At 52.5% G+C, this 17,303-nt stretch carries 13 protein-coding genes; 7 read left to right on the plus strand and 6 right to left on the minus strand.

Annotation, left to right across the window (positions count from 1 at the left end; translation table 11 throughout):
- Together VE954_RS15475 and VE954_RS15480 are read left to right on the plus strand one after the other, a co-directional pair.
- The coding region (locus VE954_RS15475; protein ID WP_324954306.1) for a hypothetical protein at positions 1-814 on the plus strand (814 nt) is incomplete at its 5' end.
- Positions 815-956: 142 nt separating this feature from the next.
- Positions 957-1,160, plus strand: a complete 204-nt coding sequence (locus VE954_RS15480; protein ID WP_324954308.1) for a hypothetical protein — start codon at positions 957-959, stop codon at positions 1,158-1,160.
- Between the two features lie 68 nt (positions 1,161-1,228).
- Here VE954_RS15480 and VE954_RS15485 read toward each other — a convergent pair whose 3' ends face one another.
- Complete coding sequence (locus VE954_RS15485; RefSeq protein WP_324954310.1) at positions 1,229-2,668, minus strand: hypothetical protein; 1,440 nt, start codon at positions 2,666-2,668, stop codon at positions 1,229-1,231.
- Positions 2,669-2,838: 170 nt separating this feature from the next.
- Here VE954_RS15485 and VE954_RS15490 point away from each other — a divergent pair, with 170 nt between their 5' ends.
- Positions 2,839-3,135 carry a hypothetical protein gene (locus tag VE954_RS15490; RefSeq protein WP_324954312.1) on the plus strand — a complete coding sequence of 99 codons (297 nt, stop codon included), beginning with the start codon at positions 2,839-2,841 and terminating at the stop codon, positions 3,133-3,135.
- Between the two features lie 63 nt (positions 3,136-3,198).
- On the opposite strand, the gene VE954_RS15495 is transcribed toward VE954_RS15490, so the two are convergent.
- Positions 3,199-3,660: a TraR/DksA family transcriptional regulator gene (locus VE954_RS15495; protein ID WP_324954313.1), complete on the minus strand. Its 462-nt coding sequence runs from the start codon at positions 3,658-3,660 to the stop codon at positions 3,199-3,201.
- Between the two features lie 188 nt (positions 3,661-3,848).
- Between VE954_RS15495 and VE954_RS15500 the strand changes: the two genes are divergently transcribed.
- Together VE954_RS15500 and VE954_RS15505 are read left to right on the plus strand one after the other, a co-directional pair.
- Positions 3,849-4,298: a ferritin-like domain-containing protein gene (locus VE954_RS15500; protein WP_324954315.1), complete on the plus strand. Its 450-nt coding sequence runs from the start codon at positions 3,849-3,851 to the stop codon at positions 4,296-4,298.
- Between the two features lie 137 nt (positions 4,299-4,435).
- Complete coding sequence (locus VE954_RS15505) at positions 4,436-7,147, plus strand: ATP-binding protein (RefSeq protein ID WP_324954316.1); 2,712 nt, start codon at positions 4,436-4,438, stop codon at positions 7,145-7,147.
- Here VE954_RS15505 and VE954_RS15510 read toward each other — a convergent pair.
- A complete protein-coding gene (locus VE954_RS15510) occupies positions 7,125-9,848 on the minus strand; it encodes an ATP-binding protein (RefSeq protein WP_324954318.1) in 2,724 nt (907 codons plus the stop codon). The genes VE954_RS15505 and VE954_RS15510 overlap by 23 nt on opposite strands.
- A 289-nt stretch (positions 9,849-10,137) precedes the next feature.
- Between VE954_RS15510 and VE954_RS15515 the strand changes: the two genes are divergently transcribed.
- The gene (locus VE954_RS15515) at positions 10,138-13,002 is read left to right on the plus strand and encodes a 7TM diverse intracellular signaling domain-containing protein (protein WP_324954320.1); all 2,865 of its coding nucleotides are present in this window, start codon (positions 10,138-10,140) and stop codon (positions 13,000-13,002) included.
- Between the two features lie 80 nt (positions 13,003-13,082).
- On the opposite strand, the gene VE954_RS15520 is transcribed toward VE954_RS15515, so the two are convergent.
- Positions 13,083-14,210 (minus strand): hypothetical protein, encoded by a 1,128-nt coding sequence (locus VE954_RS15520; RefSeq protein WP_324954322.1) that lies wholly within the window; start codon positions 14,208-14,210, stop codon positions 13,083-13,085.
- A 348-nt stretch (positions 14,211-14,558) separates the two neighbouring features.
- On the opposite strand from VE954_RS15520, the gene VE954_RS15525 reads away from it, so the two are divergent.
- Complete coding sequence (locus VE954_RS15525; protein WP_324954324.1) at positions 14,559-15,011, plus strand: arsenate reductase ArsC; 453 nt, start codon at positions 14,559-14,561, stop codon at positions 15,009-15,011.
- 647 nt (positions 15,012-15,658) lie between these two features.
- Here the strand turns inward: VE954_RS15525 and VE954_RS15530 are convergent.
- On the minus strand, positions 15,659-16,084 hold the full coding sequence (locus VE954_RS15530; RefSeq protein ID WP_324954326.1) for a hypothetical protein: 426 nt from the start codon (positions 16,082-16,084) through the stop codon (positions 15,659-15,661).
- A 688-nt stretch (positions 16,085-16,772) separates the two neighbouring features.
- Positions 16,773-17,303, minus strand: a 531-nt coding sequence (locus tag VE954_RS15535) for a hypothetical protein (RefSeq protein ID WP_324954328.1), incomplete at its 5' end; no start/stop codon positions are given.

A 17,303-nucleotide genomic window follows, 5' to 3' on the forward strand; every position in this document is an offset into this window, starting at 1 on the left:
GATCTGCGCTCACGATGCGAACCTGGGCGGAACACCGGCAAGTTTCGGTTGTCGCATTGAAAATGAAGCGGGAACCAAACTGTCTTCGTTCAAACCCCAGGCCACCGATATCGTAGCCGTGGCCCTGGACCGCACCCTGGCTGCGCAAGCGATCACCGATCCCAACAGCTTCTGGCACTGGAGTTTTGCCTATCCGGATGTTGATCCTGCGGGCTACACGGTAAAATTCGTGGCGACCTTGCCAGGTCTTGTGAATGCCAACACCAAGGTTTTGGCGTCTCATCCGGGGCAGTCCAGCAGCCCAGCTCCAGCTCCAACCTCCAGCACGTCGCACACGGTGTTTCTGAGCAGTTCAACCTTTCGGGTCGGCACAGGTCCGGCGCAATTCAATAGCCTTGTCGCCGCCGATGCCCGCTGCAACGAGCTGGCGCAAAACGCCAGGCTGCCGGGTTCTTTTCGCGCCATACTTTCGGATGCAACCCAGACCGCCCGCGACCGCATCCGTCTGCAAGGTCCCATCCGGCTTACGGATGGCGATCTCATTGCCAACATCAATGTCTTTTGGAGCCTATCCCACAGCAAACCCATTATTCGCGATGAATTCGCCAATTCGATAGGCGGCGGCACGGCCAAAGTCTGGAGCGGAACATTGGAGTCAGGACTCACGGCGGCCGACGAACATTGCACCAACTGGAGCGACGGCAGCAGTACTGGGAAGGCCCGCTATGGTTTGGGCGACCAATCCGAAACCTGGATCAGCGATGGCCAGGAGGCTTGCGACCAAAGTCTAAGGCTTTACTGCATCAGTCTCTGATCACTCATAGTGCGTCATAAACGAGTCTATGCGCATGCAGGGAGTGGAAAGTTTTTCATTGATAAGGAATGATAACTGTATAAATAAGCCTAGGACTTATTATGACACGAAGCCTGGCTCAGGCACGAAGAGGATTTGACACATGACGGATCATTTGGGGTATTTCAAGTCTTGGACAACAAGTTTTCCCGTAGGCAGGATGATCTATAAGATTCAGGACCCCTATACAGTCCTCTCGGCAGGCACGGACTTTCTGGTCCTGAAGCGCAACCTGGATGGGCTGGTGATCAAACTCTTTCGCAACACCCCTGAAAGCTATGAATACACCGCCACACCCAAAGTCTAACCGGCCAACGGACATTCCATACCGCCGGCCAGCCCTGAGGGCTTCCGCCTTTGTGACTGACCGCGGCCTCAGTGGCCTAAATCAAACGCGAAAAAGCCGAAATTGAAACACATTTCATCGAGACTCCCGAACCCGCCATAAGCGTCCGTTTCCCGAGGATTCTCATAGTCACAGGTCACGCGATTCAGAGTCCGGCTCCAATCGGCAGGCGCAATGACCTTGGGCAGGACAAAGGGAAAATCACGCTGCCAATGCAAATCCCACTCGGGAATGTTCAGTAAAACTTCCTCGGGACCGCCGGCCACACCCATGGTGACTCGACCTGAAGCGCCGAGTTCATGCATGTGAAGGTTGGCAGAATGCACCTCCAAATATTTCACGGTGTTGATCGGCTGATTCAGGATCTGTGCCCCATACGCGGCGACTGTGGCCAAGGATACCTCGGTGAAAAAAGTGGCGCTTTGTTTCGCTGGTATCACCATGCTCTTGTTGTTACGACTGTCGAGCCAGGTGTTTTTGGTCAGCGGGAAATAAAAGGCCGGCTTCTTCACAGTCGAAGCGAGCTTCAACGCGAATCTGGTGTTCTGATCGCCTTCACCTTTGGCGTCTTGTGTGTAGTAATGCATCTGGATCACGAAGGCGCCGCCTGCCGGAACTTTAATGCCTGTGCCTTCGGGAAACGCATAGCCATCATCCATACCCGGGGCCCAGTGGGCCAGCCAGTGCGTTTCACTATTCAGACGATTGATGATGCCCGGATACTTGGCTTCAAGGGATGCCTGCACCGCAGGATCACCTAAACGATCAGGAAGCGCGCCGCCGAAACATCGATAGCCGCGGCCTTCTTCGCTGGCGTCCAGTTCCTGAAGGACGGGAACGATCGCGGCTGTAGCCGTATGGGCCACCAGATGATGGGCTATCTTTTTATTGCCGGCGAGTGTGGTAAACCCGGTGATAAATTCCTGGGTGCCCAGCCGCCCATCAAAGGGCAGTACAAAACATCGATATTCATCGGCCGTACTTTGATCAGGCAGATAGGAACCACCATCCGCAAAGATGGGAAGAGTGACGTCAGGTGTGAATAAATCAGGCTTGATGGGTGCCACGTAATCCGCAGGACTGCCCTCTTCTGCACCCAGGTCGACCCAGTCACTGATCTTTTTGATCTGAGCTTCCGATAGAGACAGATCATCTCGATAGGTTTGATGTCCGGCTTCGGCGATCCACGGGGGCATGCGCCGACTCTGAACAGCCGCCTTGATTGCATTCCGGAGCGGTTTCACGGCTGCATAACGGGTCAGTTCCAGACCAGCCAGCCCTCCCGCACTGTGACAGCCGGAGCATTTGCTCTCCATCAAAGGTCGAATGTCCTTGTGATAGGTCAAGGCCTGAGCATCCGCGCTCTGGGGTGCGATAGGAATGGGTTCGGCTTTTTCGGACGAACTTTTGTTGCATGAAATCAGGACCATCATAGCGAGCCACGGTCGCATTACAATCTGATGTTTCATGGTAGATCCTCTTTTTTGAGGTGATATCGCTTCTGTGTGAGAACTTCTGGATATCACTTTCATCCAACGAAGTAACGCAGGACATAAAGGCGACAGAAATCCAGGCTACTGGCAGGAAAGCTGCATGCACAGCCGTGATCACCTTTTAATCAAGCTGGAGGACGCATCTCATGAATCAGCAGCCCGACCGTCCCGAACAAGGGATCGCAGATGATCATGCGCAACATGATGGTGATGAAAATTTTTCAGACAGGGATATTCTGTCCACACAGGACATGGACGTCAAGACTTCGAGTGAAACCCATGACGAGAACGACGAACACCAGCACCGAATCCGTGACCTGGAAGGCAAGCCCATCGAATGGCTTACGGAAAGGGCCCGGGGAAGCGGCATTCCCGAGTGGAGTCAGCTTTCCAAAGGTGACCTCGTGAGACGCCTGGCCGAAAGCGCAGCTCCATCTCATTAAATGGGGACGGTCCTCGCTTGTGCACCAGGGCGAAGGCCCCATCCGGGGCCAACCAGAAAACGTTCAGACACCTAGATTTTCAACGTCATGAGGATTGGCGCCAGGCGTGCCCATATTCTGTCCCAGCTGAGCGGCCACATCCTTATCTTCCTTGCATTCAATGCAATACTTCGTGTAGGGGATGGCCTGCAGCCTGGCCAAAGGAATGTCTTCCCCACACTCTTCACAAGCACCATAATTACCCTGATCCATGCGAGCCAGGGCACTGGATACCAGAGCCAGCTCGGCACGTTCGCGTCGGATCAGGTTAATTCCTTTGTCATAGTCATTATCACCCACAACCATGTCAGCGGGATGATTGTAATCGACCTGAGTCTCGTCGTCCTGAACGGGAGCCAATTGCTCGCGCAGGGCATGCTCGTTCTGGATCGTAATTGTCTGCAGTTCTTCTTTTCGTTGAACCAGCATGGCGCGCAGTTCATTCAATTTTTCCTGTTCCACTGGAATGCTCCTTTTGCAATACATGGATTTCTTCTGCGAACCCAATGCAATGCATCCAGCATAAAACGTGCCTCGGGCAGTTTCGGCCTTCCGGCCGCGCCTCATTGTCTGCTTTAAAGCCAGCCTCCTGACTCTGCGGACTGTAATCTTTCGTTGCGACATTGGTGCTAATCTGTTTCTGTAGTCCCATACTATGAACAGAAAGGCCATCTATGAGCGTGACTGAAAAATCCTACCAAAACAAAGAAGCTCTCGAACTATTGGGAAAGATTTATTCGCTGGAAATCGCTGGTGTCACACGATACCTGCATTATTCGTTTATGATCATGGGCTACAACCGCATTCCCATCCAAAGCTGGTTTCGGTCCAATGCCAATGAATCCATGCAGCACGCCATCATCATCGGCGAGAAAATAACAAGCCTGGGCGGGCATCCCCCCATGGTGGCCTCACGGGTGGAAGAAAAGGATAACCATTCTGTTGCGCAACTTCTCACCGAAAGCCTGAATTTCGAGGCCGAGGCCATGGTTCACTATAAGGATTTGGTCAAGGTCGCTGTGAAGTTGGAAGATATCGCGCTGGAAGAACTGGCGCGCGGCATGGTAAGAGAAGAAACTGAGCACGCCGATGAAGTCAGAAAAATGCTTCAGGCACCCCACTGAGATTATTGATAATGAATAAATAATCACCACTTATCGGACCGGTTGGAGCCCTCGGTAAAACCAAGGGCCACCGAAGCCCCAATGACAATTCATGATAATATGGAAAGGTGCCCCAATTCCTCCATGGAGTTCCATCTATGCAACCTAGGCAAGGGCTGCTCCTTCTCTTGATTCTCATCCTCGCCCCCATGCTGAAAGCTGCAGCGCCTCCCGATATCAACCAGTCCTATGACGAATTATTCAAAAGTATGATGGATGACCCGAAGGCCGTGCAAATCTGGTCGGAAAAGGTATTGGCCAAGGGGATCGACGAACTGGGCGCAACCAACTGGAGCAAGGCCCTGGCTATCTTCGCCAGCACCTGCCTGGAGGATGGCTGCAATGCCGGGGATCATTACAGCTCCGAAAATCTGCAGAAGGCCCTGCGCATAGCCGAGCAGTCGACGGACGGTCCGCTTTTGATTCGGCTTCATCTGATTGTCGACCGCACGAACCAGGAAACCGGCACCGAGGCCAAGGATTACAGGACCGCACTCGATCGCCTGAGACAGATAGCCTCGGAACGAGGCGGCGGTCGCCTGATGGCGGATGTGTATCGCGAGTATGCTGCGGCTTCAGAAACAGCGGGTGATCTGCAGCAGGCTTTGACTTATGCGCGGCAGGCGCTTGATCTGGCGGAAAAACACGGTTTTCCAGGCGATATTCTGCCGATCCTGATCAAAAATGATAGCGCAATCCTCGCCGGGCGATTGGGTGATCAGGAACAATCCATTGCGCTTTATCAGCAAGTTATCGATTACTGTTTCAAGGAAAATATTCGGCACATGGGCGCCATCGCTCTGGTCAATCTGGGGCGTATCTACATAAGAAAAGATGATCCCGCGAGCATCAAAAAAGGTTTGACTTATATCGACCAAGCCGATGTGATTGTCAAAGCGTTGAAACAGGAGCAGCTGGCGATGTTCAGCGCTTTGGTACGAGGCGAAGCGCTGCTCAATTTGCACGAATATCGCCAGGCGCACTTTTTTCTGGACCTGGCTCTGGAAAAAATAAAGCCCATGAGCTCTACGATTTGGACCGCCGATATTCTGCACTGGAAAGCCCGGGTCTTCGCTGCTGAAAAGCGCTGGGCCGAGGCCCTTGATTTTCTGCAACAGGCGGGCAGGATTTTTCCTGAACATCTGCTGGAAGATCACGCCAGCCTCGCCAGGGACCAGGCCAAAGCCTTGTTTCATCTCGGCCGAGCCGTGGAGGCTTATCAAGCTGCAGAAAGCTTTATTGAGCAGCATGGAAAAATCGATGAGAACACCAAAAAGGATTCCCTGAATCGACTTCAGGTGCAATTCGGCTACAAACTGCAAGAGCAGGAAAACCAGCTCCTCAAGAAAGAAAATCAGATCAAGGAACACCAGCTGCGTGAGGCTGGGCTCATCAAAAAAGTGGCGATTGTGCTGGGCGCTATGATCCTGCTCGTCCTGATCCTCCTCTTTTTTGCGCTCTGGCAGGTTAAGAAGGTGAAGCAGGCCAAGGCCAAGATCCATGACATTCTCGATAACATCGAAGAAGGCATTATCACCGTCGGCCATGACCTCAAGGTGGAATCCAGCCTCTCTCCTTACCTGGATCACGTCATCGGTCACGATGCTCCCGAAAGCGCGCGACAGAACGTGATGCTCTACCTCCTCGATAAATCGGATTTAACACGTGATGACCAGCAGCTTATCAAAGGCATCATCTCGGCTTCCCTGGACGAATCCAGTCTTTTTTGGGAGCTGAATTCAAGTCACCTGCCGCAGGAGCTGCATCTGGAACAGGGTCAGCGCATCCTTTCCCTGCATTGGCAGCCGCTCTATGGCAAAGATCAACGCATTAAAAGAATTCTGATCGCCTTACGTGATATCACCATTCGCTGGCAGCTGGAGCGTGAGATCGGTGAAGTTCGTGCCGAACACGGTCGGCTGCAGCATGTATTGGCAGAGGTTTCGAAAATACCCCTGCCAAGGTTCCACCGGTTTATGGACCAGGCGCATGCAAAAATCCAGCGGCTCAAAGAACCCGAATCCTGGTTCGATCAGCCGCGCTCCATTCTTCCTGATCTGCACACATTAAAAGGGGAAGCTCGAACCCTGGGACTTAAGGAGCTGGCGACGGCTACACACGAGCTGGAGGATTACCTGGACTCACGCCAAGCGACGCCTTCGGATCCACAGGCCGTTTTGCAAAGAATTCACCAATGGGAACTGGTGTGGAAAGACTATTCCACCTTTGCCGTCACGTTGGGCTCGCCCATGGAGTCAGCAGCCGTCACTGAGGAATCCGGCCTTTTGCAAATCCTCGCCGAGCGGTGGACAGCCATCATGCACCACTGCCGGGATCGGGGTATTCATCTCCAGCGTGTCGTGGTCGATGAAGAAATCTTCGCCTGGAAGGATCATATCCGCACCGCGATCCAGGACGGTCTGCTCCACTCCCTGACCAACAGTATTGATCACGGATTCCATGGTGCGGATGGACAAAAAGTAGATCAACCCTGCTTTGAAATTCGTCTGCAGAGGCGCGGCCGGGGCATGATTGAATTGACCATTCGCGACAATGGTCTAGGCCTCGATTGGGGCCGGCTTAATATTCTCATCAAGGAACGCAACTTTAAGCCGGAAGGGAATCAGACGCTGGCCGACGTGGTCTTTGCGGAAGGTGTCTCCACCAGCCCTACCATTACCCAGACCAGCGGCCGAGGCGTGGGCCTCTCCGCCATTCGGCAGATCGCGCGACGACTGCATGGGGACGTCCATATCAAGGATCGTGAGGATCAAAGGGGCTGCGAACTTACGATGCGTTTTGCAGAATAGTGGGAGCCGCAAGCTTGCCGGTAGAATCAAGGGGAAGTCGAACTTCCAGACAAGCCCCTGTTTGCTGCGGGCGATCCAAAAGCATGACCTTGCCACCGCGGTCATCGCAGATACTTTTTATGGCTGCAAGTCCAACACCCCGACCGCTGCTTAGGCTCAACTGATCGGCCGTGGAAATACCATCGAGGAACAGGACGTCAACCAGCTCTTCCCTGGTGGCGTTCCCCATCCCTTTGGAACGAGCCAGCTCTTGAATTTTATCCCAATGGATACCCTGCCCATTGTCACACCAATCGATGATCAATTCCGAATCCACCCGGCGGACTCCCGCTTCAAAGGCAGCCTGTGCGGCCTGACGGAAGACGGGTGAGGCTCGAATAAAACCATGATCGATGCTGTTGCTGATAGCATGCAGAAGGACCGTGCGCACCAGATCAGCTGTATCGTCGTTCCAAAGTTCCAGGCCATCGATAACTTTCACTTCACCCCAACGGATGCCTTCCTGCTGCAAACGTGTGCGAGCCTCGAAGAAAAGATCAGAAGCCACGGAGAAAAGGTTCAGCTGGCGGGGGACCTGGCCTTGCAGATTGGAATCTTCCAAAAGGGACACGTAATCTTTAACGGTCGTATGGAAAGACGTCAGGTGTTCGGTGACGTCGGCCGCAGACATTGCGGTCGTTCCCTGCGCCCAGTGATCTTCCAAAAGATGGATTTCTTCCGCCAAACCCTTGAGTCCATGAGTTCTGGCTTCACCTTTCCAGGTATGCAGCTTACGGAGGAGCATAGCCCGCGTCGGCACATCTTGAAGACAGGCCTGGACGCTCTGCTGGAGTCGTTTGATAAAGCGTTCCACCTGCATGACATCCGCCTTTTTGAGTTCCAAGGCGTGGCTGTTGTGGAGATCGCGTTGCTGCCGTTCATTTTGCAGGAGAAGCTCGTAATTCCGCTGTTCACTGATATCCCGTAGCACCAGCATCACATGACCTGTCAGGCCCAACAGGTTGGGAATGGGATGCCAGAAGAGTTGAACAATGCGGCCTCTGAGATGAATTTCGCCGGGCAAATGAACGGCGTTAAAATCCCAGGCGGCCCGCTCCTCATCAATGATGGCATCCAGACAGGCCTCGACCATGGATTTTTCTTCGGAGGGATCCGGGAATAAAGCATCGACAATGGAGAGACCGCTGAGCGCCGTTTGGCCCAGGAGCAGCTCCAGATGCTTGGAATAAGGGTGAGCAATGCGTCGGTCCGCTCCGAACCGAAGGATGCCTTCATGCACGGAGTCCATGATCTCCTGCTGCAGCTTTTTCTGCTGATGGATCTGATAGCCCTGCCAAAGGCCCCAGAGCATGGCGGCCACGATCAACAGAAAAAATCCCAGCGTGGCCACCAGCAGCTGCTTTTCCTTTTCGGCTTTTTCCAGGGCCAACTGCTGATTGCCCAGCTCGACCTTGAGCGTCCGATTTTTTTCCTCTTCCAATTTAAAATTCAAAGTCGAAGCGAGTTTATTGAGTTCTGCCGTTTCCTCAGTTTCTTTTTTAGCCCGCCAATGAGCATGATAGTCCACATGGGCTTTATAGGCGGCTTCGAAATTTTTCTCAGCGGCTGCGATTTCGCTCTGCAGGGAAAGGTTCAACTCGGGATAGATGACACTGAGCTGGGGGTTGCTCGTGACCCTACTGATGGTTTCCCTGGCGTTCCTGATATCACCTGCTTTCAGGTAGGCTTCCGCCAGCGTGAGAATCGCCTCGGTTTCAAAAATCTTATCCTTGGCCTTTTGGTAGATGTCGATGGCTTCAACCAGCAAAGGGATGGCCAGCTTGGGCTTTCGCTCCAGATAAGCATGGGCTTTTCCATTCAGCGCCCCTGCCAGCGCGTCCCGATCCCCCGACTTGCCGGCCAGTTCAATGGCGGCATCAAAATACGTGATGGCTTCCGCGGAATGAGGATCCCGCTGGCGGTAGGCCAGCCCGATATTACAGGCTTCAAGCGCCGCCGAATAATAGTTTTTTTGAGCCGAGAATTTGGCAAAAACTTCCTTGCTGATGCGCAACGCTTCATCACTCCGCTCCAGATAATAAAGAAGGATGGACAATGTGCTTTGCGCGTAAAGATAGTGGGGATGATTCGGGTGTCCCTGCATGATGGCGAGGGCCTCTTCGATGGCCTGAATGCCGCCGGGCCGGTTATTCAATATGCTATAGGTGTAAGCGGTTTCAGCCAAAATCATGCCGGTCAGCAGGTTGTCTCCGCTGGTTCTGGCGGCGTTCCGAGCCTCTTTAAGTTCCTGTAGGGCAGTCTCGACAGCCTGATCGCCGCGTGATTGCAAGGCCTGACTGAGATAAACCTCGGCCAGCAGATGAGGATCTGCGACCTGTTTCGCCTGGTCGATCACCTGGGCAAAGGGGGGTGCCTTCGTTTGTTCCCTGGTCGCAGCCGAGGCCAGTGCATAGGCCTTGATCCAGGCTCTGGGTGTGGTTTCGGGATGAAGGCGGGTGAATAGGGTATCGATCGCCGTCTGCGCTTCCGCACGGTAAGCAAAGGTCTTCAGGCGCAACTCTTCCAGCTGCTGAACCAGTTCAGCATCTTGATTCCCGGCCACCATCCTGGGGCTCGACATGAGTCCCAGGGGAAAGCTCAGTAGAATCCATGAAAGAAAGAGTGAGGGAAAACGCTCCATGCTGACCTTTCGCGAAGCCATTAACCTCTTCATTTTAGTGGATCATTGAGCGCTTGACACGGCCAGCCAGTAGGTAAGAACACGGCGAAGAATTTTCCTCGACAAAAACTGCCTGGTCCCATCAGGCTGAAAAGGCCGCCCAGTCCCACGTCTGCCGCCTCAAACACGACTGTGTTATGATTCAGGCACAATGGGCCCAGTCATCAGTTTCAACGCATGATGTTTGATGATGCGATTTAAGCCAGCCTCCGGACATTCCATGGTATAATTTGAGCAAACGTTCCAAAATCAAAAGAAGGAATGACGACTTATGCTTCGGTCGTGGCTTCACCTTTTTTTTGCATCTTTACTCGTCCTCTCCACCCACTCCTATGCGGCCAACCCCGTTCATGACGGCCTCCTGGATCTGCGGGGTGTTTCGCTGGATCAACCCATCAAGGCCAGTGGTGAATGGGAATTCTATTGGAACGAACTCCTGACGCCCGATACAGTGGCCGCTGCAGCGAGCCGCAAGATTTTGATTAAGAGCCCAGGCATGTGGTCACAGGATACCGCCCAACACCCGGTCAAGGGTTACGGTACCTATCGCCTGCAGGTTCGTCTCGATAAACCGCAACCGCTGACGATTCACTTCGCCCCGGCGCTGTGGTCGTCCTCTCGTATTTTTGTCGACGGCAAACAGGTGGCGAGTTTTGGTGTCGTGGGAACCAGCGCCGAGAAATCCCGTGGCGGTGTCGGCCGCAAGATTGTGCATGTGACGCCAGCTACAGCCGAATTTGACGTTATTGTACAGGTGGCCAACTTCGAGATTTTCCTGAACGGGATCGTCTCGCCGCCGACCTTCGGTTCCCTGGACGCTATCAATGAGATGCGCACCAGGACCCTGGCGCTCGACCTTTTCGTGATGGGTACGCTCTTCATCATGGGCCTTTACCACATATGCCTTTACGTCTTGCGAACCGATGATCGTTCGACAGTTTGGTTTGGTTTACACTGCCTCTGCGTGACGGTATACATGGGTTCATCCACGGAAGGTATCTTTTCCACGTTCCTGCCCTCCCTCGGTTTCAACTGGACCCTGCGCATTTTCAATATGGCCTGGATCGCAGCGGTGGGTTCATTCGTTTGGTTTGCAACCTATGTCTTTCAAGGACGTTTTTCGCGGAAAGTGTCCTGGATCGCCACGACATTTGTCGCTGCCTACATTCTTCTCATCCTGAGCACATCAGCACGAGTCTTCGTGGATTTGGTCAACGCCTTTCATATCGTGACCCTGATGCTGGTGCTCTACTGCCTGAAGGTCATCGTTCAGTCCTGTCGACAGCGGGTGGAAGGGGCCTGGATATTCCTGGCTGGCATTATGATCATCACCTTTACAACCGTACATGATGTGCTGGCGGTTCGTCAGATCATAACCTCACCGACCTTGACAGGCTTCGGCCTGGTGGGTTTTATCTTCTTTCAATCGACGATGATTGCGATGCGTTTTTCCAAGGCCTTCAGCCGGGTCAAAACTTCGGAACATAAAATCCGGGGTCTTTCTGAAGAACTGAAACGGGAACACCAGAACGTCCTGGCCTTGAACAACAACCTGGAACGCCTCGTGGACGAAAAAACCCGCGACATCCGGACCATGATGGAGCACATTCCGCTGGGTGTGTTCATGATCACAGCCGATCGACGCATTCATAAGGATCACTCGCGCCGCCTGAGTCATATCTTTCCGCAGCAGGATCCTGAAACATCGGAAGCCATCGACTTTCTGTTTGCCCGGAGCACTTTGGGATCGGACGAAAGGAATCAAGCCTCAGCCTGTATCCAGGGTACGCTAGGCGATGATGCGCTTAACTTTGAAACCAACGCTCACCTTCTGCCCCTGGAACTGAAGCAGGAATTCCCGAATGGCACCAAGTATTTTGATCTGACCTGGAACGTCATCGAAAATGCCGAAGCGGTGGTGGATAAAATTCTGGTCACCATCCGTGACGTCACCGATCTCAGGCGCCTTCAGGAACGCAGTCGTGACCAGCAGGAAGAGCTCGAGTTCATCGGTGAGATCCTGCGCGTGCCCTCGCCCCGCTTCCTGCGTTTCCTGCGCTCATGCCGTGACTTCATTCAGGAGAATGAAAATCTCATTCATTCGCAGGCCATTGAAAAGCGCAATCTCGAAGCCCTCAAGCTTCTCTTCGTCAACATGCATACGGTCAAGGGTTCTGCCCGCTCGCTCTATCTAAAAAAGATGTCCCAGGTGTTTCACGAAGTGGAGCAGTATTACGCCCATCTGCAGAAACATGAGCATGCGGAATGGGACGTTGTAAAAATGGCCAGGGATCTGAGTGATGCCAAAAAGATCGTCGATCTTTATGAAAAGATAGCCAAGGAGAAGCTGGGTCGGAGTGCGGATCAAAACGGCTTTGTTGACTTTCATATGGACCAAATCAAAGCCATCTATCGGAAGGTCCAGACCGCAGCCCACAGTGAGAAGATGCCGGCCGAATTCCTGCCGATGCTGGGCGACATTCGGGCTCTCTTCCATGTGAAAATATTCAAGGATGCCGACAGCGTCTTTCAGGAAATCTTCGGTTGCCTGCCTGTCCTGGCCAAGGATCTGCACAAGGAAATCCCCGCAACGCAGCTCGAAACTCATGACATCCTGCTGACTCAGCAGGCCGAGGAACTGTTCCGCAATATTTTTGTCCATCTGCTGCGCAACACCATGGATCATGGGATTGAGACCGCAGCTGAGCGTCAGACCGCAGGAAAGAATCCTAAAGGCACAATCAGCATTGTCATGAAAAAATCCGGAGATCGGGTCCATCTCGCTTACTTTGATGATGGGCGCGGCCTTCACCTCAACCGCATTCAGAAGATTGGTCTCACCCGCAGCCTCTTGAGTGAAGCGGCGGCGCAGGATCGGCAATCGGTGGCCAATCTGATCTTCGACTCGGGTCTTTCGACTGCCAATCATGTCTCGGATATTTCAGGGCGCGGCGTGGGCATGGATGCCGTCAAGCGTTTTGTCGAAAGCGCAGGCGGAAAAATTCAGATCGTACTACAGACGAACACTGAGTCCGACGAAGCCTTCTCGGCATTTCAGTTTCACATTGAATTGCCCTTTGACCTCTTTGACAAAGCCGATGAGGACACCCTGCCGACTCTTAAAGCTGTTCTTTGATTCCGAATGCCATAGGGCCTCATGAAATGCGGATTTCATGAGGCCCTATGGCATTGCATGGACAAGGACCAGTGTCCGAATTATTCGGCGGCTTCTGCATCCACTGTGGGTGACGCCGCTTCGCTTGGCTCCCCGGCGCTGCCGTTGCCAGAATAAGCAATCTTACTAATTTTGACTGACTTGGATGCCACAGCAGGATCCGAGTTAAAAATAACTTTGACAGGAGCCACGAGGTTGGAGAGTTTCCACGTGGTCCGGCCGCAGAACGATCGCGACTTCCAGCCGGCCGCATCTTCCACGATCACATGGTCGTATTCGCAGGAAGGATGATCTTCCACATCAACGGCCACCGTGAAGTTCACATAACGGCCTTCGGTGTTGGGCAACGTCGTCAGGATCAAACTCACGTTATGATCGAAAGGACCAAACGCTTTAACCTGATCGGGTGTTGGTGTAGGCGCAGGTGTTGGCAAGGGCTTCGCGGCTCCGTTATTGGAACTTCCCAAAGCCGGATACAGATATTTCAGACCGTTCACGTCACCCGGCGAGAGATTCGTCAGGCTTGAATTATGGCAGTAGTTCATGATGGAATTGGCATCGAAACTTCCGACATAAACGTTGCGATCACTATTGCGAACCTTGTCGTCATAGTCACCACAACCCGGGGCATCGGTTCGCTCATGCTCATGCAGAAGGCCCATGGCATGACCGAATTCATGAACAGCCGTCGCGCGGGTTTGCGTCACTGCAAAAGTTCGCGCCCAGGTTCCCTCCGCAGGATACTGACCGTTCTGACTAACATCAAGACGCATCGTACCGCCCCGACATCCCGTGCCGCAGGACGAACTCGAAGAACCCACCATGGAGAGCCCACCACCTGCACTGATCTTGCGACCCGCCCAGTTGTGAACGCGACTGAACGTGACGCGGATGACCTTGGCATTGAGATCACTCGACTGGCAAGAGCCCCAGCCGGTAAAGACGATTCCCGCCTTGCTCGCGTAATCGTTTGTCACATGGGACTTCACATCATTGAAGAGTTCATCTGAAATTTCATTGCGATTGATGAGGCAAACGGGAATAGCCTTGGGATTCGACCATTTGTTACGCGTCGAGACCACCGAATCAGGGTCTGAGGTCTGCGTCTTCTGCGGACCGCAGGCGAATACACCCAGGAGGATCAGGGCAGCTGAGAGACTGTGTTTCATTTTGAACTCCGGCCTTAGTGTGGAGGGTATCAAAATCGCCAGTGCAAAGATTACTCCGAGGTATGAATTTTCAATTGCCCTATATTTTCCTGGGGATTGCAAACTGGGTGCAAGCGGATGCACTGCCTTGACTTGACAGCGTGTTCATTCGTTGGACACTGCACGCATAAAAAAGGCATTGGTCCCACACCGGGCGCCCCATGATCCAAATGGGGCATACCGTACCATCTGCCGCGCCACGCGTCATCCCGGGCTGGGTTGGTGATTTTTGGGATCGCTTTTTCAGACCAATTGTGGCCCCCTCGTGGAAGGATGCGACAACGCGCCTTGATAACCTAAGGAGTTCCCATGAAAATCCTGTTCATGTGCGTCGCGAATTCAGCGCGCAGTCAGCTTGCCGAAGGATTGGCCCGACATCTTTTTTCGAATGTCGTCAAAGTTGAAAGTGCCGGATCCCAACCGTCCCAATTGAATCCCTATGCAGCCCGGGTTCTTCAGGAGATCGGCGTGAACACCCAAAGTCTCCGCTCCAAGAGCGTCGACGGCTTGCCGAAGGAATTTCTTCACGAGCTGGATTTTGTCATTACGCTGTGTGCTGAAGAGGTCTGCCCTACCCTCCTGTCCCATGCCAAGCGACTGCACTGGCCGCTGCCTGATCCTGCAGGTCAACCTGGAAGCGACGAGCAGCAGCTGCTTCACTTCCGTCATACGGCCGAACACATCAAAACGCAGATTGAAGAATTTGGGCGGGAATATGGGATTCTGAAACCTAATCATGAACCTTTGCATATCCATCGTTGACATACATAGGATTAGGAACAACATCCATCAGGCCCGGAAGCGTCTTTGAAGCATCAAACGTCTTTGTGTTTGGTGCAGCATTCTCATCAGGATTAACATTGTTTCGAGCGCGAGCTCATCATGCTCCATGGCCGCTGGCATCTTTCCTAAAAGTTGAGCTACCGGGACCTTGAAGAGATGGGCGCGGAACGCGTCCGCCCTGAGGTCAATCCTTAGAGATTCGTTAAAGACACTTACCCAGCAGGAAACCGCCACTGAAGTGATGGTGGGATCACGACGGGGCGTGAGCGTAGCAGATAAGCCTGCTCTACGGGGCAAGACAATGTGTCCATACCCACGAGATGTTCGGTTTTCCACCACATATAGCTTCCTTGGTGGTCACTAGCAAAAAATGACAACTGTACTTTCGTGTGCCACACAACTTTGTTTTCAGCAGGAATTTCCTGTTTGAGAAACTCACACCAGCCGCAACCTGGTGCCCAAAAATATTCATTCCAAAACCCTAGTTGGTATTCAATCTTCCGTGTGATTTCGTCGATACACAACTGATCCGCCGGAGAAGCCGTAGCGAGATCGATTCGTGATCCAGGAAGAGGGGCCCATGCAGTCTCTTTTGCTAGGTTTACCTCGGTAGCGGGAACGACACGCTAATCACTGCATGTTTCTTCCTGGCCACTGGGGGCTTGGCGAAACGATAATTGACGCAGTTGATGATTATTTCCTGGCTCAAACTCAATCACGTAAACATTTCCGTTGTCGCTTTCATAGCGTAGCTTGTCTGGTGCACCAAATAAACCATATCGACCCATGCTATCCAGATACCACCCATAGAGGGTCTGGTAATTCCCTTGTGGCTGGATAAGCCCCTGGATGAGATTTGGGCCTGTTGTTACGGAAATTTTCTTCTCCTCGTTTATGCGCAAATAGCAATGAGTCACATCGCTATGAGTGCGGAAGGATCCTTCATAAATGAGATTTCGGTTCGCATCTGCAACACGTTGTGCCAGCGGATCATTTGCAAGGGCTGGCATAGCTGCTCCCAACAACACCAGTAAAGATAGGACACGGATCATAGTTTCTCCTAGTAAGTGTATTTCATTTTCCTATAGTCGTACTTACAAGGGAGGGAGAGTATGATATTGAACCAAAATAGAAAAGTCGCGATTTGTGTGTACGTCGTCCTTAGACGGGATCGACAGGGATAGGCGATCAGCATTTCAGGATGATCGTCACCATAGGCTTCATATTCACGGCAAGACGGTAACGCTGATGTTCGAGAAAATGAACGTTTTAGTTACATCAATAATTTTTGGGCTCTGTTGCAAAGCAATCTTTAAATGGCGATGCCATCGCAGTGAAGCACAGGAGGCGGCGCTGCTCATGAAGCTGCACAAGCGCCTGAGTGCGAGTGGGGCCACGGCTTTGGACGAGATTGAGCCTATTTCAGTATGGCTGGCTCTATATCCGGAGTCATCCCAGTTTCGTACCAGGTGATATGCTAATTAACAAAATAACTTCCAGGAGCAGTTCAAACACTTTTTTACGATCCCTGGTAAAAAAAATTGGAAAGCCACCAGAAGTAGCGATTCTTCATTCAATATCCGTGTCACTGACAATTTTCAAAAGGCTGAATACTGCTCTTATGCAGTGCTCAGCCTCATAGTCAAATCTTTTTGGAGTTCTGAAGTTCCCTCAGAATCTCTGAGGGACTATGCTCGTCTGGAATAAAAGGAGGTCTTTCAAAGAGCCTCCTTATCTGAATCACTTGAAGAATGCCCGGAAAGCGTTTCCTTCATTTGTACCCTTGGCGCTTGCAGCAATGGTCTGCACAGCTCCATTGGCGAACACATTCTGCAACTGTTTCATTTCCACGATTTGTAACTCGCCCTTATTGCTGTACTGATAAACCGGGGTTGAAACCTCGACCATTTGAACTTCCTTGCCTGCTGCGTCTTTGACTTTCTTCGCAACAGCCGTGATGTTCAACGTTTTCGTACCAGCTTCCGTACTCACGGTGCAGCTTCCTTTGGCGATACCCTGGATCGGGGTTCCGATTTTAAGGTTGCTGAGGGCTGCGGTATTGGCCGTTACATATTTAATCTGTGCACCTGCAGCCGGGGCCTTGGTGGACGCTTTGGATGGATCCGTATACTTTATGGCGATGACGGAAGGCTTGTTTTTATAAGCGTTGACGTCGCAAACAGTATCGAACTTGCCATTGCAGAGAAAGCCTGTGTCCAAGCGGCCAATAATGAGGCCTTTGTACTTGATTTGTTGACCGTCCACTGTCGG

The organism is Oligoflexus sp. (assembly GCF_035638955.1).
In the GTDB taxonomy this organism is placed as follows: Bacteria; Bdellovibrionota_B; Oligoflexia; order Oligoflexales; family Oligoflexaceae; genus Oligoflexus.